The organism is Enterobacter sp. JH25, from assembly GCF_021725435.1.
Lineage (GTDB): Bacteria > Pseudomonadota > Gammaproteobacteria > Enterobacterales > Enterobacteriaceae > Enterobacter > Enterobacter intestinihominis.
Genome location: NZ_CP091319.1, coordinates 103,040 through 124,007 on the forward strand (window position 1 = coordinate 103,040; position 20,968 = coordinate 124,007).

General features: G+C 56.3%; 21 protein-coding genes. 8 read left to right on the top strand and 13 right to left on the bottom strand.

Annotated elements, in window-relative coordinates; genetic code table 11:
- Nucleotides 1–8: 8 nt before the first annotated feature.
- Both L2Y28_RS00515 and xanP read right to left on the bottom strand, forming a co-directional pair.
- Nucleotides 9–1,703 carry an AsmA family protein gene (locus L2Y28_RS00515; protein ID WP_022646612.1) on the bottom strand — a complete coding sequence of 565 codons (1,695 nt, stop codon included), beginning with the start codon at nt 1,701–1,703 and terminating at the stop codon, nt 9–11.
- 118 nt (nt 1,704–1,821) lie between these two features.
- Nucleotides 1,822–3,213 (bottom strand): xanthine/proton symporter XanP, encoded by a 1,392-nt coding sequence (gene xanP / locus L2Y28_RS00520; protein ID WP_015570053.1) that lies wholly within the window; start codon nt 3,211–3,213, stop codon nt 1,822–1,824.
- A 225-nt stretch (nt 3,214–3,438) separates the two neighbouring features.
- Here xanP and gltS point away from each other — a divergent pair, with 225 nt between their 5' ends.
- The gene (gltS, locus tag L2Y28_RS00525; RefSeq protein WP_022646613.1) at nt 3,439–4,641 is read left to right on the top strand and encodes a sodium/glutamate symporter; all 1,203 of its coding nucleotides are present in this window, start codon (nt 3,439–3,441) and stop codon (nt 4,639–4,641) included.
- Between the two features lie 3 nt (nt 4,642–4,644).
- On the opposite strand, the gene recG is transcribed toward gltS, so the two are convergent.
- From recG to gmk, 5 genes are read right to left on the bottom strand one after another with little or no spacing between them, the layout of a single operon-like run.
- The gene (recG, locus tag L2Y28_RS00530) at nt 4,645–6,726 is read right to left on the bottom strand and encodes an ATP-dependent DNA helicase RecG (RefSeq protein ID WP_022646614.1); all 2,082 of its coding nucleotides are present in this window, start codon (nt 6,724–6,726) and stop codon (nt 4,645–4,647) included.
- A 3-nt stretch (nt 6,727–6,729) separates the two neighbouring features.
- Nucleotides 6,730–7,419 (bottom strand): tRNA (guanosine(18)-2'-O)-methyltransferase TrmH, encoded by a 690-nt coding sequence (gene trmH / locus L2Y28_RS00535; RefSeq protein WP_032622047.1) that lies wholly within the window; start codon nt 7,417–7,419, stop codon nt 6,730–6,732.
- Nucleotides 7,420–7,423: 4 nt separating this feature from the next.
- The gene (gene spoT, locus L2Y28_RS00540; RefSeq protein WP_022646616.1) at nt 7,424–9,538 is read right to left on the bottom strand and encodes a bifunctional GTP diphosphokinase/guanosine-3',5'-bis pyrophosphate 3'-pyrophosphohydrolase; all 2,115 of its coding nucleotides are present in this window, start codon (nt 9,536–9,538) and stop codon (nt 7,424–7,426) included.
- A gap of 19 nt (nt 9,539–9,557) precedes the next feature.
- Entirely contained in the window at nt 9,558–9,833 is a 276-nt protein-coding gene (gene rpoZ, locus L2Y28_RS00545; RefSeq protein ID WP_000135058.1) for a DNA-directed RNA polymerase subunit omega, read from the bottom strand.
- 54 nt (nt 9,834–9,887) lie between these two features.
- On the bottom strand, nt 9,888–10,511 hold the full coding sequence (gene gmk, locus L2Y28_RS00550) for a guanylate kinase (protein WP_006177710.1): 624 nt from the start codon (nt 10,509–10,511) through the stop codon (nt 9,888–9,890).
- A 251-nt stretch (nt 10,512–10,762) separates the two neighbouring features.
- On the opposite strand from gmk, the gene ligB reads away from it, so the two are divergent.
- Entirely contained in the window at nt 10,763–12,433 is a 1,671-nt protein-coding gene (gene ligB / locus L2Y28_RS00555) for an NAD-dependent DNA ligase LigB (protein ID WP_022646617.1), read from the top strand.
- A gap of 2 nt (nt 12,434–12,435) precedes the next feature.
- Here ligB and L2Y28_RS00560 read toward each other — a convergent pair whose 3' ends face one another.
- Together L2Y28_RS00560 and L2Y28_RS00565 are read right to left on the bottom strand one after the other, a co-directional pair.
- The gene (locus L2Y28_RS00560) at nt 12,436–13,053 is read right to left on the bottom strand and encodes a trimeric intracellular cation channel family protein (RefSeq protein WP_022646618.1); all 618 of its coding nucleotides are present in this window, start codon (nt 13,051–13,053) and stop codon (nt 12,436–12,438) included.
- Between the two features lie 205 nt (nt 13,054–13,258).
- Nucleotides 13,259–14,122: a YicC/YloC family endoribonuclease gene (locus L2Y28_RS00565; RefSeq protein WP_003860907.1), complete on the bottom strand. Its 864-nt coding sequence runs from the start codon at nt 14,120–14,122 to the stop codon at nt 13,259–13,261.
- A 125-nt stretch (nt 14,123–14,247) separates the two neighbouring features.
- Here L2Y28_RS00565 and rph point away from each other — a divergent pair, with 125 nt between their 5' ends.
- Both rph and pyrE read left to right on the top strand, forming a co-directional pair.
- Complete coding sequence (gene rph / locus L2Y28_RS00570) at nt 14,248–14,964, top strand: ribonuclease PH (RefSeq protein WP_015570044.1); 717 nt, start codon at nt 14,248–14,250, stop codon at nt 14,962–14,964.
- Nucleotides 14,965–15,030: 66 nt separating this feature from the next.
- On the top strand, nt 15,031–15,672 hold the full coding sequence (gene pyrE, locus L2Y28_RS00575; protein WP_022646619.1) for an orotate phosphoribosyltransferase: 642 nt from the start codon (nt 15,031–15,033) through the stop codon (nt 15,670–15,672).
- A gap of 82 nt (nt 15,673–15,754) precedes the next feature.
- On the opposite strand, the gene slmA is transcribed toward pyrE, so the two are convergent.
- From slmA to coaBC, 3 genes are all read right to left on the bottom strand, one after another.
- Nucleotides 15,755–16,351 (bottom strand): nucleoid occlusion factor SlmA, encoded by a 597-nt coding sequence (slmA, locus tag L2Y28_RS00580; protein WP_003860901.1) that lies wholly within the window; start codon nt 16,349–16,351, stop codon nt 15,755–15,757.
- A gap of 121 nt (nt 16,352–16,472) precedes the next feature.
- Nucleotides 16,473–16,931 carry a dUTP diphosphatase gene (gene dut / locus L2Y28_RS00585; RefSeq protein ID WP_015570042.1) on the bottom strand — a complete coding sequence of 153 codons (459 nt, stop codon included), beginning with the start codon at nt 16,929–16,931 and terminating at the stop codon, nt 16,473–16,475.
- Complete coding sequence (gene coaBC, locus L2Y28_RS00590) at nt 16,909–18,120, bottom strand: bifunctional phosphopantothenoylcysteine decarboxylase/phosphopantothenate--cysteine ligase CoaBC (protein ID WP_087878399.1); 1,212 nt, start codon at nt 18,118–18,120, stop codon at nt 16,909–16,911. The genes dut and coaBC overlap by 23 nt, the downstream gene beginning before the upstream one ends.
- Nucleotides 18,121–18,293: 173 nt before the next feature.
- Between coaBC and radC the strand changes: the two genes are divergently transcribed.
- The 4 genes from radC to mutM all read left to right on the top strand — a co-directional run bounded on the left by radC (nt 18,294) and on the right by mutM (nt 20,485).
- Nucleotides 18,294–18,959, top strand: coding sequence for a DNA repair protein RadC (radC, locus tag L2Y28_RS00595; protein ID WP_022646621.1), 666 nt, complete (start codon nt 18,294–18,296; stop codon nt 18,957–18,959).
- Between the two features lie 217 nt (nt 18,960–19,176).
- Entirely contained in the window at nt 19,177–19,413 is a 237-nt protein-coding gene (gene rpmB, locus L2Y28_RS00600) for a 50S ribosomal protein L28 (RefSeq protein ID WP_002436699.1), read from the top strand.
- Between the two features lie 22 nt (nt 19,414–19,435).
- Entirely contained in the window at nt 19,436–19,603 is a 168-nt protein-coding gene (rpmG, locus tag L2Y28_RS00605; RefSeq protein ID WP_003024094.1) for a 50S ribosomal protein L33, read from the top strand.
- Between the two features lie 72 nt (nt 19,604–19,675).
- Entirely contained in the window at nt 19,676–20,485 is an 810-nt protein-coding gene (mutM, locus tag L2Y28_RS00610; RefSeq protein WP_003860879.1) for a bifunctional DNA-formamidopyrimidine glycosylase/DNA-(apurinic or apyrimidinic site) lyase, read from the top strand.
- A 2-nt stretch (nt 20,486–20,487) separates the two neighbouring features.
- Here the strand turns inward: mutM and coaD are convergent, their stop codons facing one another.
- Entirely contained in the window at nt 20,488–20,967 is a 480-nt protein-coding gene (coaD, locus tag L2Y28_RS00615; protein ID WP_022646622.1) for a pantetheine-phosphate adenylyltransferase, read from the bottom strand.
- Nucleotide 20,968 lies beyond the last annotated feature (1 nt).

A 20,968-nucleotide genomic window follows, 5' to 3' on the forward strand; every position in this document is an offset into this window, starting at 1 on the left:
CCGGCTTTTTACTGTGCCGGAGCCACCGCCGACACCATCCCGCCGGTCATCGTCTGTTGCACCTGCTGTTTATCCATATTCACCGCGCTCAGCTTCCCGTTCACCGTCGGCTTCAGCGGCGCATTCGCCTGCACGCTGCCGCTGGCGGTGAGCTGAATATTGCCGTCGCCCGCAATCGGCAGCGCTGGCCAGCCCCACTGCTGCAAAACGTTGAGTGGTACACCGCGCCCGTTCAGGCTCACGGTGGTTTGTCGCTGTGGCAGCTGTGACACGGTGGCGGTCGCTTCCAGGATCCCTTTCTCGGTAAAGGCGCTCAGGTCGGTAATGTTTACCGTTGCGGCGTTGGCATTCAGCGCCAGCGACGGGCGTCGCACGTCGACGCGGTTAAAGGTTGCTGCCGCCCCGTTCAGGGTTGCGTTACCGCCCCACACGCCCCACGTGTGGTCTTGCGCCAGACGCAGATTAGCGCCATAACCGTCGAGGGAGGTGATCTGCCATGGGAACGCCGGATCGATGTCGATCACCAGGTTGCGGCTCAGGCCGAATTTTTTCAGCGTCACGCTGTTCAGCCATGCCGGGAGCGGATCCATCCACAGCGTTTTCCAGTTTTCCGGAAGCGTATATTCCAGCCCGGCAATGGCAACGTCGTCCAGCACCAGCGCGTTCCCGTCGCGCAGCCAGTTGCCGGAGGTGCGCACCATGCCCCCTTCCCAGCGGGAAGTGAACTGACGCAGCGCAATGCCCTGCGGGGAGAATTCCGCGTTCAGGATAGGGTCAAAAAGATGCAGCGAGCCGTAGATAAATTCGCTGGCGTTCATGGATAACCGTCCCTCCTGGCTTTGCCAGTCCCCTTTACTCAGGGTGAGGTTACGCAGGCTGAGATCGAGGTCGGTTACCGCCCAGTCTGGCCCCTGTAGACGGGCATCGGTCACTTCCAGCCGCCCAATCTGTAACGAAGGCAGGGTGGAGAGAGGGGCGAAGAAATCCAGCAGCGATTTGTCGCTTTGCAGGCGGATCTCATTCAGACGCAGGGTGTCGATAACCCAGCCACCGTCGGCATTACGCTGAGCCGACCCCGTAAGCGAGCCGCGCGCCATATCGGCACCGATGGTATTGAGCACCACCTCTTTGCCGTTGAGTTGTCCCTGAATCAGCACGTTGTTGGCCGGTATGCCGTTGAGCGTGAGCGACCCGGCGCTCATCTGGATTTGCGCATTTTTCCCCAGTACGTTCCCCGCCTCGGGCTGCCACGGGCTGACGCCACCGGTCACCTTTTGCGCACTGAGATCCCACTCCGTATTCGGGCTGTTAAAGGCCATGTTATTCAGTTGCAGACGATCGGCCTGGAACGGCAGCGGCGCCGTCTGTGGAGATAAATTCAGCGTGCCATCGAACAGGGTGATGGCGTCCATATGCAGCGGGTCGGTGATCTGGCGGCTGCTTAAGCCAATATCCACTTTTTTAGCGACCAGCGTGGCCGGTTTGCCATCTCGTCCGAAGGTAACGTTTTCCAGAAGGATGTGAGAAGGGGATGAAAAGCGGTGATCCATCAGGTCAAAGTTGAGCTCGTAATCGGTATTCACCGTGATCCAGCTACTGACCTGCGATGCGCCCCAGCGGGTCTGGAGCAGAAAATAAAAGGCGAGCACTACAATGAGCAGGGCTACCAGAAGATAGATAAGCAGCTTTCCAATAAATTTCATGGTCTTCCTTCCCGCGAAACGCACATAAGGGTGTTATGCACGAATTATGCGCAATGCTCAAGGCGGGAATGGTGTAAAGAGATGTCACGGCAGGCATTGACAGCCTGCCGTGTGGGGATCAGTTCTTTTCAGGCGGGAAAATGAGATTCAGCACGATAGCGGTAATACCGCCCGCGGCGATGCCGGAAGAGAGCAGGTTTTTCACCCAGTCCGGGGCAAACTGCAAAATCATCGGCTGCTGGGAGACGCCAAGTCCTACGGCGAGAGACAGCGCAATAATCATGATTGCGCGGCGGTTCAGCGGCTCGCGGGAGACGATACGCACGCCGGAGGCCGCGATGGTACCGAACATGACCAGCGTCGCGCCGCCCAGGACCGGCTCAGGGATGTGCTGCACAAACCCGCTTACCGCCGGGAACAGGCCGAGGACCACCAGCATCAGCGCCACCACGAAGCCCACGTAGCGGCTGGCCACGCCGGTCAACTGGATCACGCCATTGTTCTGGCCGAAGCAGGAGTTCGGGAATGTGTTGAACACCGCCGAGACAAACGAGTTCAGTCCGTTCGCCAGCACGCCGCCTTTCAGACGTTTCATGTACAGCGGGCCGGAGACCGGCTGCTCGGACACGTCGGAGGTGGCAGTGATATCGCCAATGGTTTCCAGCGAGGTGATCATAAAGACCAGCATCAGTGGCAGGAGCAGACTCCAGTCAATGCCCAGGCCGTAGTAGAGCGGCGTTGGCACGGTAATCAACGCGCTGTTGGTTGGGGTGGTGTTTTCCGGCAGCATGCCCAGCGCCCACGCCAGCAGGTAACCGGCCGCCATGGCGATCACCAGCGAAGCCACGCGCAGGTACGGGTTACGCTGGCGGTTAAGCAGAATAATGATCGCCAGCACCACGCCTGCCAGCAGCAGGTTTTTCGGCGCGCCGAAGGTATGGTCGCTCATTGCCGCGTAGCCGCCCCCGATGGAGGTCAGACCCACCTGAATCAGCGACAGGCCGATAATCATCACCACCACGCCGGAGACCAGCGGGGTGATCACCCGGCGCGCAAGGTGCAGAACGCGGGAGATTATCATCTCTGTGCAGCTTGCCAGCATCAGGGTGCCGAATAGCGCCGCCATCATCGTCGGGACATCTGCGCCGCCGGTTTTCAGTGCCGTACCGCCCATGATCAGCGGCGCCACAAAGTTAAAGCTGGTGCCCTGAATCGACAGCAACCCCGAACCCACCGGACCCCAGGCTTTAATTTGAATGATGGAGGCTACACCGGAAGCGAACAGAGACATACTGATGATGTGTTGCGTATCCTGCGCCGGTAACCCCAGCGCCTGACAAATCAGCAGAGCCGGCGTGATGACCGCAACGAACATCGCCAGCAGATGCTGGCAGGCGGCAAACAGGGTTTGAGGCAGCGGGGGACGATCTTCAAGGCGGTAAATCAGTTCACTGTTTTGCTTCTGCGCAATCGGTTGCGCATCAGCAGACTCCAGAGTGTTAACAGACATCGGCGGCAATCCCACGGTGGAAAAGCGGGCATTTTAGCTGACCACCTGGTAAAAGCAAACGATTGCCGGCAAAAAAAAGAGAGAAAATCTGCCGGTGTGAGCAGGTTTTCTACAACGAACAGGAAAAAAAAATTACACTTTTCGCGCCGGCGGCTCATGACGAGCATCACCCGGCCCAGGATAACGCCGCGTGTGTATGGAACACGCGCATAACAGGAGCCTTTTATGATTCATCTCGATACGTTGTCGACCCTTGTTGCCGCAACGCTGGTTCTTCTGCTTGGTCGCAAGCTGGTACACAGTGTTTCCTTTCTGAAAAAGTACACCATTCCTGAACCTGTCGCCGGTGGATTGCTGGTGGCGCTTGCCCTGCTGGTGCTGAAAAAAAGCATGGGCTGGGAAATTGATTTTGATATGTCCCTGAAAGATCCGTTGATGCTGGCCTTCTTTGCCACTATCGGCCTGAACGCTAACCTCGCAAGCCTGCGTTCAGGCGGCAAGGTGCTGGGCGTGTTTCTGATTGTTGTGGTGGGCCTGCTGCTGATGCAAAACGCCATCGGCATCGGTATGGCGTCGCTGCTGGGGTTGGATCCGCTGATGGGTCTGCTGGCGGGGTCGATTACCCTGTCAGGTGGTCACGGAACGGGCGCGGCGTGGAGCAAGCTGTTCATCGAACGCTATGGCTTTGAAAACGCAACGGAAGTGGCTATGGCCTGCGCGACCTTTGGCCTGGTGCTTGGCGGGCTGATTGGCGGCCCGGTGGCGCGCTATCTGGTGAAACATTCCACTACGCCGGAAGGCAGACCAGACGATGAAATGGTGCCGACCGCGTTCGAAAAACCGGACGTTGGTCGCAGCATCACCTCGCTGGTGATGATTGAAACCATCGCCATGATTGCCATCTGCCTCACCGTGGGCAAAATCGTTGCGCAATGGCTGGCGGGAACGGCTTTCGAACTGCCAACCTTTGTCTGCGTGCTGTTTATCGGGGTGATCCTGAGCAACGGTCTGGCGCAGATGGGCTTCTACCGCGTCTTCGAACGCGCGGTGTCCGTGCTGGGGAACGTCAGCCTGTCGCTGTTCCTGGCGATGGCGCTGATGAGCCTCAAGCTGTGGGAACTGGCCTCGCTGGCGCTGCCGATGGTGGCGATCCTGGTGGTACAGGCCGTGTTTATGGCGCTGTATGCCATCTTTGTTACCTGGCGCATGATGGGCAAAAACTATGATGCGGCGGTACTGGCTGCGGGTCACTGTGGATTTGGTCTGGGAGCGACACCAACGGCCATCGCGAATATGCAGGCGATCACCGAACGGTTCGGCCCGTCGCACATGGCGTTTCTGGTGGTGCCGATGGTGGGCGCATTCTTCATTGATATCGTCAACGCGCTGGTCATTAAGCTCTACCTGATGCTGCCGATGTTTGGCTGACCGTCAGGCGTTGGAATACCGCTCGGTTTCCGGCATCCAGCGTTCAATTAACGCTGCCGCCTGTTCGGGGTAGCGTTCATGAATATGACGCGCAAGGCGTTGTACTTCGGGGATCATGGCCTGATCGCGCAGCAAATCCGCCACTTTAAATTCGGCGTTACCCGTCTGACGTGTGCCCAGCAGTTCACCCGGGCCGCGGATCTCCAGATCTTTTTGCGCAATGACGAAGCCGTCATTGCTGTCGCGTAATACCTGCAAACGCATCTGCGCGGTTTTCGACAGCGGGGCTTTGTAGAGCAGCACGCAGTGAGAGGCGATCGCGCCACGGCCCACGCGGCCTCGTAGCTGGTGGAGCTGCGCCAGGCCCAGACGCTCCGGGTTCTCAATAATCATCAGGCTGGAGTTCGGCACATCCACGCCCACTTCGATAACCGTGGTCGCAACGAGTAAGTGCAGCTCGCCCTGTTTGAACGACTGCATCACCGCCTGCTTCTCGGCAGGCTTCATGCGCCCGTGAACCAGACCGACGTTCAGCTCTGGCAGGGCGAGCTTTAACTCTTCCCATGTGGCTTCGGCAGCCTGCGCTTCCAGCAGCTCAGACTCTTCAATCAGGGTGCAGACCCAGTATGCCTGACGCCCTTCCTGCGTACAGGCGTTGCGCACGCGGTCAATGATGTCGCTGCGCCGCGTGTCCGGTATGGCAACCGTGGTCACCGGCGTTCGGCCCGGCGGCAACTCGTCGATGGTGGAGGTATCCAGATCGGCATAGGCTGTCATCGCCAGGGTGCGCGGAATCGGCGTGGCGGTCATGATCAGCTGATGCGGGTGGAAGCCCTGTTGCAGACCTTTCTCCCACAGCGCCAGACGCTGATGAACACCAAAGCGGTGCTGTTCGTCGATAATGACCAGCGCCAGGCCGTTAAACTGCACCTGTTCCTGGAAAATGGCGTGCGTGCCGACAATCATCTGCACCTGCCCGCTGGCAATGGCTTCCTGCTGCGCAAGACGTGCTTTGCCCTTCTGCTTCCCGGCCAGCCAGCCCACTTCGATCCCCAGTGGGGCGAACCAGTTACGGAAATTGTTGGCGTGCTGCTCGGCCAGCAGTTCTGTCGGCGCCATCAGCGCCACCTGCTTGCCGTGGGCAATGGCGCGCAAAGCGGCTAGCGCGGCAACCAGCGTTTTCCCGGAACCCACGTCGCCCTGCACCAGGCGCATCATCGGCACATTCAGCGCCATATCGCGTTCAATCTCGGCGGTAACCCGCGCCTGTGCGCCGGTGGGTTTAAACGGCAGTGAGGCCAGCAGCTTATCTTTGAGCTCATCATGCGGGCCTAAAGGCTGAGCGTGGAAACGCTGCGCACCGGCGCGCAGTGCCAGCATGCTCAGGTTATGAGCCAGTAACTCCTCAAGGATAAGACGCCGTTGTGCGGGGTGTTTACCGCTTTCTAAGTCTATGAGCTGAAGCGTCGGCGGCGGACGGTGCAGGGTGCGCAACGCCTCCGGCAGGCTCATCATGCCCTGCGCTAGCTCCGGTGGCAGCAGCTCGTTAATGGCGCAGGTATCGAGCAGCTCCAGCGCCTGGTCGGTGAGCTTGCGCAGCGTGGCCTGCTTAATGCCTTCGGTGGTTGGATAGACCGGCGTGAGCGTCTCCTGTAGCTCAGGTGAGCTGAGATCGCCCTGCACGCGGTATTCCGGGTGGATCATCTCCGCGCCGTATTTGCCCCGTTTGGCTTCACCGTACGCAAGTACGCGTCGTCCAGTGGCAAGGCTGTTTTTCATCGCCGCATTGAAGTTGAAAAAGCGCATGGTGAGAATGCCGGTGCCGTCGCTGATCTGGCAGGTCATCATCCTGCGTCCGCCAAAGGTGATGTTGCAGTTCAGCACTTCCCCTTCAACGGTGGCGTAAATAGCGGGCAGCAGATCGCCAATTTTATAAAGCTGAGTACGGTCTTCGTAACGCAGGGGGAGGTGGAGCAGGAGATCCTGCACGGTGTGCAGGCCAATCTTCGCCAGTTTACTGCTTTGTGCCGCGCCCACGCCCGTCAGGCTGTTGAGCGGTATGGCGTCCAGCAGGCGGCCTTTCATGATTTACCCTGCGTACTGCATGGTGGACCACCACTCGGCATCGGCTTCAATTTCGCCCTGCGCGTTGACGTGGGGGTAAGGCAATTTCTTCTGCTTCGCAACGCGAGCCAGCACCGGATAGCCACCTTCAAACAGCAGGCGCTGCTGCTCCTCTTCCGGCAGCATGCTGTTGCTGCGCTCGTACATTCCGGCATTCTGACGCTGGCGCTGCGCTTCATACAGGATCAGCGCTGAGGCGACCGACACGTTGAGTGACTGGACCATGCCGATCATCGGAATGATGATGTCCCGGTCAGCCAAATCCAGTGCTTCCTGCGTGATCCCCGTTTTCTCCTGGCCCATTAAAATGCAGGTCGGACGGGTGTAATCGATCTCACGGAAATCCACGGCTTTAGCAGAGAGGTTGGTTGCCAGAACCTGCATGCCACGCCCTTTCAGGTGCGAGACCGCTTCACCAATAGTTTGGTGAGTTTTCACGGATACCCAGCTGTTGCTGCCTGCGGCGGTGGAGGCCATGGTACGCATACGTGCGCCTGGCCAGACGGCGTGGACTTCATGCACGCCGACGGCATCTGCGGTGCGAACGATAGCAGAGACGTTATGAGGTTTATGGACCTGCTCCATGCAGACCGTCAGATCAGGCTGACGCCTGGCGAGCATTTCGCAGATTCGCTCGTAACGTGTTGAATTCATAATGCTAGTTTCGGTTACGGGTGACTTTAATGACATCCGGCATCACGCGGATCTTGCGCATAATATTGGCCAGATGTACGCGGTCACGGGCGGTCAGGCGAATAAAGGCGCTGTAAACGCGGCCATCTTTTTCTTCAGTATTCAGGCTCTGAATGTTTGACGAGGCCGTGTTGATCGCTGCCGTCAGGTTCGCCAGTGCACCCTGGTGGTTAAACATATCCACCTTGATTTCAGTGATAAATTCCTGCGCTGTCTCTTTATCCCATTCGACCGCCATGAACTTCTCAGGCTCTTTCTGATAGCCACGGATGTTACGGCAAGATTCGTGGTGGATCACCAGCCCTTTACCCGGGCTGACGTGCGCAATAATCGGGTCGCCCGGGATAGGGCGGCAGCATTTGGCGAAGGTGATGAGCACCCCGTCAGCGCCTTTGATTGGCAGGTGACCATGATTTTGCGCGTTAGCAGGAACGGCTGTCGTTTCGCCCTGTTGCAGGTTCTTCGCCACGACCACGCTCATGGCGTTTCCGAGGCCAATCTCTGCCAGCAGGTCATCCAGCGAGGCGAGCTTCATACGCTCCAGCTCATGCTGAATGTTTTCTGGTGGGATCTCTGCCAGTTTGCGGCTGCCACCCAGCGCGTGATTGAGCAGACGACGCCCCAGGCTAACGGAGTCGTCGCGCTTGAGATTTTTCAGCAGCTGGCGGATTTTTGCGCGCGCTTTTGAGCTCACGACAAAGTTCAGCCAGGCGGCGTTAGGACGTGCGCCCGGCGCGGTAATAATTTCGACAGTCTGCCCACTGAAGAGCGGCTGCGACAGCGGATAAGGCTGCCTGTCGACGCGGGCACCCACGCAGGCATGGCCGATATCGGTATGCACGGCGTAAGCGAAGTCGACCGGTGTCGCGCCCGCAGGCAGTTCGACAATGCGCCCTTCCGGCGTGAAAACGTAAATCTCATCCGGGAAGAGATCGGATTTAACGCTCTCGATAAATTCAAACGAGCTACCTGCACTCTGTTGCAGCTCCAGCAGGCTCTGCATCCAGCGCTGGGCGCGGATTTGCGCGGTGGTGCTGCTTTCGCCGCCGTGCTCTTTATAAGCCCAGTGCGCCGCGACACCCATTTCCGCCATCTGATCCATGTCTTCGGTACGAATTTGCACCTCAACCGGAACGCCGTGCGGGCCAATCATCGAGGTGTGCAAAGACTGGTATCCGTTCGCTTTTGGAATGGCGATGTAATCTTTGACGCGCCCCGGACGTGGCTTGTACAGGCTATGCATCTGCCCCAGCACGCGGTAGCAGGTGTCCGAGTCGTGGACGATGACGCGGAACGCGTAGATATCCATGATCGAGTGAAAACGCTGCTCTTTGAGCACCATTTTGCAGTAAATAGAGTACAAATGCTTTTCGCGACCGCTGACGCGGCATGGAATACCGGCTTCCTGCAAGCGCCCTTCGATTTCAGAGAGGATCTTTTGAATCATCTCTTTACGGTTACCGCGAGCGGCTTTCACCACCTCTTTAATCACGCGATAGCGGTTCGGGTATAACGCTTCAAAACCCAGCTCTTCCAGCTCGGTTTTAATGTGATGAATACCTAAACGGTGCGCCAGCGGACTGTAGATTTCGAGGGTTTCTCGGGCGATGCGGCGACGTTTATCCGGGCGAAGTGAGCCCAGCGTGCGCATATTGTGGGTGCGGTCAGCAAGTTTGATGAGAATGACGCGGATATCCTGCACCATCGCCATGATCATCTTGCGAAAGTTTTCGGCCTGCGCCTCTTTCTTATCGCGGAATTTCAGCTTATCAAGCTTAGAGACCCCTTCCACCAGCTCGGCAACGCTTTTGCCAAACAGCTGTTCCATGTCCTGGTAGGTGGCAGGGGTATCTTCAATCACGTCATGCAGCAGGGCGGCCATGAGCGTTTCGTAGTCGAGTTTCATCTCGGCCAGAATACAGGCCACCGCTACCGGGTGCGTGATATAGGGTTCACCGCTTGAACGTGTCTGGCCCTCGTGAGCGTCACGTGCAACGAGATACGCCTGCTGAAGACGCTTAATCTGGTCTTCAGGCAGGTAGGTTTGAATCAGTTGATTCAGGCTTTCAAACAGATACAAGGGCGACCCGCAGGTTTAATTAACGACGACCTTCAGCAATGGCGGTTACGGCCTGCAGTTCTGCGGCTTCCTGCTCTTGCTGCTCCTGGCGCTCACGCACGTCGAGGATCTGGTTGTTGATCAGACCTTCTTCGATTTCGCGAAGTGCAATAACGGTGGTTTTATCGTTTTCTTCCGGTACCAGCGGATCTTTACCGCCTACCTGCATCTGACGAGCGCGACGCGCGGCGACCAGTACCAGGTCAAAACGGTTACCAATTTTCTCTACAGCGTCCTGAACAGTTACGCGTGCCATACTTAAAATGCTCCACAGGTGAAGAAATGACTGGGCATGATACTGAAAGTGGGTTCAGTCTGCCAACAGTTTGGTGATTAATGCGTCATGTCGCTGCTTCTGGCGGCTCATACGCAGACGTTCTGCGCGAAGGATAGTTTTGAGATCGCTCAGCGCGGCATCAAAATCATCATTCACAATAAGGTAATCATATTCCGCGTAATGGCTCATTTCTGCAACAGCCTGTGCCATACGCTTCGCGATAACTTCTTCGCTATCCTGGCCGCGACCACGCAGGCGGCGATCCAGTTCATCTTTCGATGGCGGTAGAATAAAAATACTGCGCGAATCAGGCATTTTCTTACGAATTTGCTGCGCGCCCTGCCAGTCGATATCCAGGAACACGTTCACGCCGGTCGCCAGAACCTGCTCAATGGTTTCACGCGAAGTACCGTAGTAGTTACCGAATACTTCTGCGTGTTCAAGAAACGCGTCTCTGCCAATCATCGCTCTGAATTCGTCGTGATTCACAAAGAAATAGTGTTCACCGTGCACCTCACCCGGACGCGGTGCTCGCGTGGTGTGAGAAACAGAAACCTGCGTATCGTACAACGGTTGGGTTTTTAACAGTGCCTGAATAAGGCTGGATTTACCCGCGCCACTAGGGGCAGAAACAATATAAAGCGTGCCTTGAGCCATGAGAGTCTTTTGTATGTGTTAACGAAGAAGTCCTACATACGGGCTTATTATACACGTCGCCGCTGTGTGACGTAGCCTTTGTCACACTTTTTCCCGTGGATGATTAAATTTTGCGTGCCGTTTTCAGGTTTTGTCTGCGGTTTGCAGCAACAAAAAGAAACGCTGGATAACGCCTCGTAAAGCGTAACGTTGCCATTCGCGTCGTTTTCAATACCGGGTTATACCTCCTCCAACGCAAAGGAGGGGTAATAATGTGGCGATGGATAAGCGGGTTTGCGCTGTTGTGGTGTAGCACCGGGTTAGCGGTATGCCCGGTATGGTCGCAGGCAAAAGCAGAAAAGGACATTGTAGCGCTGAGCGCGCAGATCAAACGCTGGGACGATGCTTACTGGAAGCAGGGAGTCAGTGACGTTGATGACGGGGTTTACGATCAGCTTAACGCGCGGTTGAACCAGTGGCAGCGCTGCTTTGGTCATGTCTCTTCCGAAGAGAGACCGCCACCTCTGACAGGTAGTGTGACACACCCGGTTGCGCATACGGGCGTGCATAAGGTTGCCAGTAAAGCTGAGCTCAGCCAGTGGATGCGAGCCCGGCAACATCTCTGGATGCAGCCCAAAGTGGATGGCGTGGCTGTGACGCTGGTGTACCAGGGCGGGAAGCTTGTCCGGGCCATTAGCCGTGGCAACGGTGTGAAAGGTGAAGACTGGACGGCGCAGGTTCGATCAATCCCCTCTGTTCCGCAAAACCTGTCCGGCCCCCTGGCAAATAGCGTCTTACAGGGTGAACTGTTCTGGATTCATGAAAACCACATCCAGCGTCAGATGGGGGGGATGAACATGCGGGCAAAAGTGGCGGGCGCCATGATGCGTCATAACGATAGCGCACTTCTCAGGCAGCTCGGCGTGTTTATCTGGGCCTGGCCGGATGGACCTAAAGAGATGCAGGTATCTCTGGATGCGTTGTCAAAAGCCGGGTTCACCCTGACGGCGCGTTATACGCTGCCCGCCGCGTCTGTGAATGCGGTCGAAGCGCAGCGTTCAGCGTGGCATACAACAGCATTGCCCTTTGCCACGGACGGCATTGTGGTGCGTTCAGCGGATGAACCCGCGGGCGACGGTTGGTTACCCGGTGAAGGCCGTTGGGTTGTCGCATGGAAATATACGCCTGTCGCTCAGGTTGCTGAAGTGCGAGGGATACAGTTTGGCGTCGGGCGAACGGGCAAGGTGTCCGTTGTAGCCGAACTGGATCCAGTAAAGCTTGATGATAAACAGGTGCGGCGGGTGAGCCTGGGGTCGGTCACACGCTGGCAGCGGCTGGATATTGTTCCCGGCGATCAGGTTCTGATAAGCCTCGCCGGGCAGGGGATCCCCCGATTCGATCGAGTTGTCTGGCGGGGAGCGAACAGGGAAAAACCAGAACCTCCGGCCCTGCAGTACCACTCGCTGACCTGTTTTTATGCCTCACCAGCGTGTATGGAACAGTTCTTTGCCCGGTTGACGTGGCTTAGCTCGAAACAAGGGCTAGGGATCGAGGGGTTAGGCGAGGCGGGCTGGCGAACGCTTCATCAGACGCATCATCTCGAGCATATTTTTTCGTGGTTAACACTGACGCAGGCGCAGCTACAGTCCACGCCTGGCTTTTCCGCCGGGCGCGGGTTATCGCTCTGGCATCGTTTTAATATGGTGCGCAAGCAACCTTTTATTCGCTGGGTCACAGCGATGGGGATCCCGCTGACAAAAGCCACGCTGAATGCGGTTGGGGCGGCGTCGTGGCAGGCGCTGAATCAGCGGAGCGCCGCTGACTGGCAGGCTTTGCCGGGAACAGGTGAAGAGAAGGCGAAGCAGGTCGTTAACTGGCTGCATGCGCCTCCCGTTGATAGGCTGGCAAGGTGGCTGGCTGAGCAGCACATTAACGGGTTCTGACATTAATGCGCGTTGTGCTTGTAATGAAAAACGGGCAGGCCCAGCTTCAGGCGCAATGCCAGCATACGCGCGATGAAACCAAACAGCAGCGTGGAGATAACCACCACATCGTGGTTGGTGACATAGTGCTGCAAGGCGACATAAAGCACTGCCGCGGCAAAGGAGATGCCGGCATACAGTTCCTTCTGGAAAACCAGCGGGATACGTTTGCAGAACATATCGCGCAGCACCCCGCCAAACACGCCCGTGATCACCGCCGCAATGGTGGCGATAACCGGGCCTTCACCCATATCGAGAGCAATTTGTGCGCCAATGATGGAAAAAACAATCAGCCCAAGCGCATCCAGCACCAGGAACAAGCGGCGCAGATGAGGCATCACCGGGGCTACAATCGTGGTTAGCACGGCTGCCGTTGCCACGATAATGACGTACTCAGGGTTTTTAACCCAGCCGAGCGGATAATGGCCAAGCAGGATATCGCGCACGGACCCGCCGCCGAGCGCAGTGGCCGTGGCAATGATGATCACGCCGAAGGTGTCCATTCGGCGACGTCCGGCGGCAAGCGCGCCGGTCATGGCTTCAGCGGTAATGCCAATAAGATAGAGAATGTGAAGCAGCATAAACCCTCCGGAATGAAGTGGAGGAGGTTAGCGATTTGTGCGCAAGATCACGATTGAGATTTTCTAAGGCGAGGGGATTTGCCCTAAAGGAATTTATCAACGCATGCCAGGCGGGCTTGTGATAAGGCGGGAGACAAAGAAAGTAAGGATAAATATGGATTAGAAAAAGTAATGGGTGATGTGCCAGACACCACCCTGAAAGGTATTACTCGATATTCTGGATCTGCTCGCGCATCTGCTCAATCAGGACCTTCAGTTCAATTGCTGAATTGGTCACCTCTGCATTGATAGACTTAGACGCCAGCGTGTTCGACTCGCGGTTGAACTCCTGCATCATAAAGTCGAGACGGCGGCCTACCGCTTCTTTCTTCTTCAGGATGTTGTAGGTCTCTTTAACGTGCGCTTCCAGACGATCCAGCTCTTCAGCCACGTCTACACGCTGCGCCATCAGCACCAGCTCTTGTTCCAGACGGTTGTTTTCCAGCTGAACTTCCGCCTCTTCCAGTTTGGCGACAAGACGCTCACGCTGCCATTGCAGCACTTCTGGCATATGAGCGCGCACTTTAGCCACTTCGGCGCTCACGCCTTCAAGGCGTTGCTCAATCATCGCTTTCAGCGCCTGGCCTTCGGTTTCGCGGGCAACGATAAAGTCATCCAGCGTGCCGTCGAGTGCAGCCAGGATTTCAGCGGTAATCGCGTCCAGATCCTGCTCTCCGGCGGCCATCACGCCAGGCCAGCGCAGAATATCAACCGGGTTGATCTCGCCTTCATCGCTTTGCATTTTGACCCAGTTCGCCGCATTAACCAGCTGTTTTGCCAGCTTTTCGTTCAGGATCAGTTCGCCCTGTGCACTGGCATCGGGCTCAAAACGCAGGTTACATTCCACTTTCCCGCGGGTCAGACGCGTACGGATACGCTCACGCACCACAGGCTCCAGGCTGCGGAACTGTTCCGGCATACGGAAATATGTTTCCAGATAGCGCTGGTTTACCGAGCGCATTTCCCAGGTAGCGCTACCCCAGCTACCCTTGATTTCACGCCGGGCGTAGGCGGTCATACTGCGGATCATAGACATTCCCGTTTTTAAAGGAGAGATGGGGGGATTATAGCTTTCAGGGGCTTCTCAGGATAGGAATAAGCGTCCTTTATCCGTATAATGCGCAGCCACATTCGTTTCAAGCCGGAGAATCCATCATGCGTCCAGCAGGTCGTAGCGCCAACCAGGTGCGTCCCGTCACCCTGACCCGTAACTATACAAAACACGCTGAAGGCTCCGTGCTGGTTGAGTTTGGTGACACCAAAGTGCTTTGCACCGCGTCCATCGAAGAGGGCGTGCCTCGCTTCCTGAAAGGTCAGGGGCAGGGGTGGATCACCGCCGAATACGGTATGTTGCCGCGCGCAACCCATACCCGTAATGCCCGTGAAGCGGCAAAAGGTAAGCAGGGCGGCCGTACTATGGAGATCCAGCGCCTGATCGCACGTGCGCTCCGCGCCGCGGTTGACTTAAAAACGCTGGGTGAGTTCACCATCACGCTGGACTGCGACGTGATCCAGGCCGATGGCGGCACGCGTACGGCCTCCATTACCGGTGCCTGTGTGGCGCTGGCAGATGCGCTGAACAAGCTGGTTGCCGCCGGTAAGCTGAAAACCAACCCAATGAAAGGGATGGTTGCTGCTGTCTCCGTTGGTATTGTTAACGGCGAAGCGCTTTGCGATCTGGAATACGTTGAAGATTCTGCCGCAGAAACCGACATGAACGTGGTGATGACCGAAGATGGTCGCATCATTGAAGTGCAGGGCACGGCAGAAGGCGAGCCATTCACTCACGAAGAACTGCTCACCTTGCTGGCGTTGGCCCGAGGGGGTATTGAATCTATTGTAGCGACGCAGAAAGCGGCGTTAGAAAATTGATTTTAAGGCGACCAATGAGTCGCCTTTTTTTTGCCTGTAAGACTGAAAAGACAAAGGAGCAAATCCATGAAATCGTATCAGCGCCAGTTTATTGAGTTTGCGCTTAACAAGCAGGTACTTAAGTTTGGCGAGTTCACGCTGAAATCCGGTCGTAAAAGCCCGTATTTCTTCAACGCCGGGCTGTTTAATACCGGGCGCGATTTGGCACTGTTAGGCCGCTTCTATGCCGAAGCGCTGGTAGATTCCGGGATTGATTTCGATCTGCTGTTTGGCCCCGCGTACAAAGGCATTCCAATTACAACCACCACGGCGGTGGCGCTGGCGGAGCACCATGACCGCGACGTACCGTACTGCTTTAACCGTAAAGAGGCCAAAACCCACGGTGAAGGCGGCAATCTGGTAGGCAGTGCGTTGCAGGGCCGCGTGATGCTGGTGGATGACGTGATCACCGCAGGTACCGCGATCCGTGAATCGATGGAAATTATCCAGGCTAACGGTGCAACGCTTGCGGGTGTGCTGATTTCGCTTGATCGTCAGGAACGCGGGCGTGGCGACATCTCTGCTATTCAGGAAGTGGAACGCGATTATGGCTGCAAAGTGATCTCTATCATCACGCTGACAGACCTGATTGCATATCTGGAAGAGAAGCCTGAAATGGCGGATCACCTGGCGGCGGTACGTCAATACCGCGAAGAGTTTGGCGTATAATTCAATTGCCCGGTGGCGCTACGCTTACCGGGCCTACCTGTTCGTAGGCCGGATAAGGCGAAGCCGCCATCCGGCGATGGCGTTACTGTAATTGTGCTGCCACTAACGGCCAGCGGGCGTCAAAATCGTCCGTTGGTCGATATTTAAACTCGCTGCGCACAAACCGGGAGAGCATCCCTTCGCAAAATGCCAGGATCTGGCTTGCCAGCAGCGTCTCATCCGTATTATATCCCTCACCTTCCCGCATTTTCTTCTCGCGCAGAACCTGACGAAGCTGGGCTTCGATACGCTCAAAAAGCTGGTTTATACGGCCTTGCAGACGATCCTGTTCAAACATCAGCGCGTGGCCGGTAAGAATACGGGTCAGACCCGGGTTACGTTCACCAAAGCCCAGAATCAGCAGCACAATCAGACGCAGACGCGTGCTGGTGTCTTTTTCATCCTTCAGAATCAGGTTGATGCGCGTGATCAGGCTATCTTCGATAAACTCGATCAGGCTGTCGAACATCCGGGTTTTGCTCGGGAAATGACGATACAGCGCCGCCTCTGACACGCCCACAGAGGCCGCCAGCTTGGCGGTGGTGATGCGTTGACTGCCGTCGCTGGATTCAAGCATCAGAGCCAGAGATTGAAGTATTTCTTCGCGACGATTCCTTTTCGCGGTTTGTTTTTCTGCCATGTTACAAAATACCCCTGAAAATAAGCACTTGTCAGGCTGGCAACCACACAGCGACCCGCAAACTGACGTTTGCGGTTTGTTATTGCATTATGGCGCTGTGAGATGCGTGTTTGTCGGGCGGTTATTTGCGCCCGGAATGGCCGAAGCCGCCTTCGCCACGGTCGGTAGCGTCGAAGTCTGCCACCAGGTTAAATTCTGCCTGCACCACCGGTACAAACACCATCTGCGCAATACGCTCGCCCGGTTCAATGGTGAAGCTGTCCTGGCCACGGTTCCAGACGGATACCATCAGCTGACCCTGATAGTCAGAGTCGATCAGGCCGACCAGGTTACCCAGCACGACGCCATGCTTATGGCCCAGGCCAGAGCGCGGCAGGATCACCGCTGCCAGTGACGGGTCAGCAATGTGAATCGCCAGCCCGGTCGGGATCAGGGTCGTTGCACCCGGCGCCAGTTCTACGGCGTCATCGAGACAGGCGCGCAGGTCAAGACCGGCAGAGCCGGAGGTGGCATACGTTGGCAGCGGAAATTGCTCGCCAACGCGCGGGTCCAGAATCTTAACGTCGATTTTTTTCATCATAACGGGTAACGATCTCGTCCAGTAATTGTTGGCCCAGGAGTTCTTTGCGCTCAAGCGGTAAGACTTTATCTCCATCCTGCCAGAAAAGGTGCAATGCGTTGCTGTCGCTGTTAAATCCTTGCGTGGACAGCGATACGTCGTTCGCGCAAATCAAATCGAGGTTTTTGCGGGTACGTTTTTGCCGGGCATATTCTTCCACATTATTCGTTTCTGCGGCAAACCCAACAACGTAAGGACGATGAGTTTTCAATGCGGCGACACCGGCAACGATATCCGGGTTCTTCACCATTTTTATTGTTAATTCATCACCTTGCTTTTTAATTTTGGCGTCGGCAATGGTTTCGGCGCGGTAATCAGCGACGGCCGCACAGCCGATAAAAATATGCTGCTGTTGAGCATGCGCCTGTACGGCGGCTTCCATTTCCAGCGCGGTAGTTACATCAATACGCCGCACAAACGCAGGGGTGGTAAGCGACACCGGGCCGCTCACCAGCGTCACGTTCGCGCCGCGTTTGGCTGCCGCGGCAGCAATTGCAAAGCCCATTTTGCCGGAGCTGTGGTTGGTGATGTATCGCACCGGATCCAGCGGCTCGCGCGTGGGGCCCGCGGTAATCATGATGTTGAGATGTTGCAGATCGTTGACAGGCGAGAAATGGGCGGCGGCCATATCAACAATCGTCAATGGGTCGAGCATACGCCCTGGCCCCACGTCGCCACAGGCCTGGCTGCCGCTCTCCGGTCCCCAAATTAGCAGGCCGCGCGAGGCCAGCGTATCCAGATTATGCTGGGTAGCGGCGTTGCGATACATCTGCTGGTTCATTGCGGGTACAACCGCGACGGGCGCAGGCGTGGCGAGGCAAATGGTCGTTACCAGATCGTTCGCCATCCCGGCCGCCACGCGGGCAATTACATCTGCCGTGGCGGGGGCAAGGATAACCAGATCGGCCCATTTCCCCAGCTCAATATGGCCCATTGCGGCTTCGGCTGCCGGGTCGAGAAGACTGTCGGATACCGGGTATCCCGAGACGGCTTGCAGGCTCAGCGGGGTGATAAAGGCTTTGCCGCCTTCGGTGATCGCGACCCGTACGTCGGCCCCGCGCTCGCGCAAACGGCGCACCAGGTCTGGCGTTTTATAGGCAGCAATACCGCCGCTGACGCCAAGAACGATTTTTTTACCGGCCAGGCTCATCATGATTCTTTCCTGTTGGGTTTCACCAGAGAGCGGGCATTTTATCACAATCCCTAAAACGGGGTGATGATGTCCTTAATTCACTTTGCGAGGCGCTACGCAAGAACGAAACGCCAGCGTCGAGCCCCGAATTTGCCTGTGGCAGCATAATGGCAAACAGAAGGAGGCCGGGCATGGAAGAGACTGAACTGCTGCTACCGCGTGAAAAAATGCTGCGCCATGGCGTCACGTTGTTAAAGGACGACGAGCTGCTGGCGCTCTTTTTACGCACAGGCACGCCGGGGAAAACGGTATTTACGCTGGCGAAAGAGCTGATAGAGCATTTCGGCTCACTGTATGGATTGTTGACCGCCGAGCTGGAGGCGTTTACGCACGTTGAGGGTATTGGCGTGGCGAAATATGCCCAGTTGCGGGGCATTGCGGAGCTGGCCCGGAGATTTTACAACGTGCGTATGGAGGAAGAAGACCCGATCCTCACCCCCGATATGACCCGCGAATTTCTGCAAAGCCAGCTTTCCGATCTGGAGCGGGAGATCTTTATGGTGATCTTTCTCGACAACAAAAACCGGGTACTGAAACATACCCGCCTTTTTTCGGGAACATTGAGCCACGTTGAGGTGCATCCGCGTGAAATTGTGCGGGAAGCGATAAAAGTGAATGCAGCCGGCGTGATCCTCGCGCATAATCACCCCTCTGGCTGTGCAGAACCAAGCAGAGCTGACAAAGCAATTACCGAACGTATTATCAAATGCTGTCAATTCATGGACATTCGTGTGCTGGACCATCTGATAATTGGCCGCGGAGAGTACATTTCTTTTGCCGAACGTGGCTGGATTTAGGCCTTTTCTCGCGATCCATCGGGATCTTTGTCTGTTCGGGACTTGAGCACACCGCCGAGTCAGCGTATACTACGCCACCTTTGAGAATCTCGGGTTTGGCATTTGGGCCTGGCAATCGAGAGTTCAATAGAACTATGCGATGACCGGGCTGTAAAGCCTGACGAGGCGCCGATACCCCATACGAAGCTCGAGCTAATTTGATTTTTGGAGAATAGACATGTCCCGAGTCTGCCAAGTTACTGGCAAGCGTCCGGTGACCGGTAACAACCGTTCCCACGCACTGAACGCGACTAAACGCCGTTTCCTGCCGAACCTGCACTCTCACCGTTTCTGGGTTGAGAGCGAGAAGCGTTTTGTCACCCTGCGCGTATCTGCTAAAGGTATGCGTGTAATCGATAAGAAAGGCATCGATACAGTTCTGTCCGAACTGCGTGCCCGTGGCGAAAAGTACTAAGTACTTAAAGAGGAAATAAATCATGGCTAAAGGTATTCGCGAGAAAATCAAGCTGGTTTCTTCTGCTGGTACAGGTCACTTCTACACCACCACGAAGAACAAACGTACTAAGCCGGAAAAACTGGAACTGAAAAAATTCGATCCAGTTGTACGCCAGCACGTACTGTACAAAGAAGCTAAAATCAAATAATTTTAGTCTCCTTGTATTGAAAAACCCCGCAACTGCGGGGTTTTTTGCATTCTGCATCTCAACGGAGGAACCATGCCTGAATTACCTGAGGTAGAGACCAGCCGCCGCGGCATTGAGCCCCATCTGGTTGGCGCGACTATTCTTCATGCTGTCGTTCGCAACGGGCGTCTGCGCTGGCCGGTGTCCGATGAGATCCACGCGTTAAGCGATAAACCTGTCCTGAGCGTACAGCGCCGCGCGAAATACCTGCTGCTGGAGCTGCCTGACGGCTGGATCATTATCCATCTGGGCATGTCGGGAAGCCTGCGCATCCTCACCGAAGAGTTGCCTGCGGAAAAGCACGACCACGTTGATCTGGTGATGAGTAACGGCAAGGTGCTGCGTTACACCGACCCGCGTCGCTTTGGTGCATGGCTGTGGACCAAAGAGCTGGAAGGGCACAACGTGCTGGCGCATCTTGGACCTGAGCCGCTCTCAGAAGCGTTTAACGCAGATTATCTCAAAGAGAAGTGCGCGAAAAAGAAAACCCCGATTAAACCCTGGCTGATGGATAACAAGCTGGTCGTGGGCGTGGGGAATATCTATGCCAGCGAATCGTTGTTTGCCGCCGGGATCCATCCCGATCGGCTGGCCTCTTCGCTGTCTGCGCAGGAGTGCGAGCTGCTGGTCAGAGTGATTAAAGCGGTACTGCTGCGCTCAATTGAGCAGGGCGGGACGACGCTGAAGGATTTTCTGCAAAGCGACGGGAAGCCGGGCTATTTTGCGCAGGAGTTGCAGGTTTATGGTCGTAAGGGGGAACCGTGCAGAGCATGCGGGACGCCGATTATTGCCACGAAGCACGCTCAGCGCGCCACGTTTTACTGCCGTCAGTGCCAGAAGTAGGGTTACTTTAACTTTTCCATCAACGCCTGGTGGACGTTAACCGGCAGAAAGTGGGTAACGTCCCCGCGATGGCGCGCCACCTCTTTCACCAGCGAAGAAGAGATGAAGGACCACTCTTTGGAGGGCATCAGGAATACGCTCTCCAGCTCCGGCATCAGATGGCGGTTCATGTGCGCCAGCTGCATCTCATATTCGAAGTCTGCTACCGCGCGAAGACCGCGGATCAGGATATTGGCCTGCTGAGCACGGGCAAAGTTTGCCATCAAATCGCTGAATCCGACGACCTCAACATTCGACAAATGCGAAATCGCATCGGTGGCAAGCTGCACGCGTTCGTTCAGGTCGAACATCGGCTTTTTGCTCGGGCTGGCGGCAATGGCCAGAATCACCTTGTCGAACATACACGCCGCACGGGTGATGATATCAAGATGACCGTTAGTGATCGGATCGAAGGTACCCGGATAAATCGCTTTTGTGCTCATG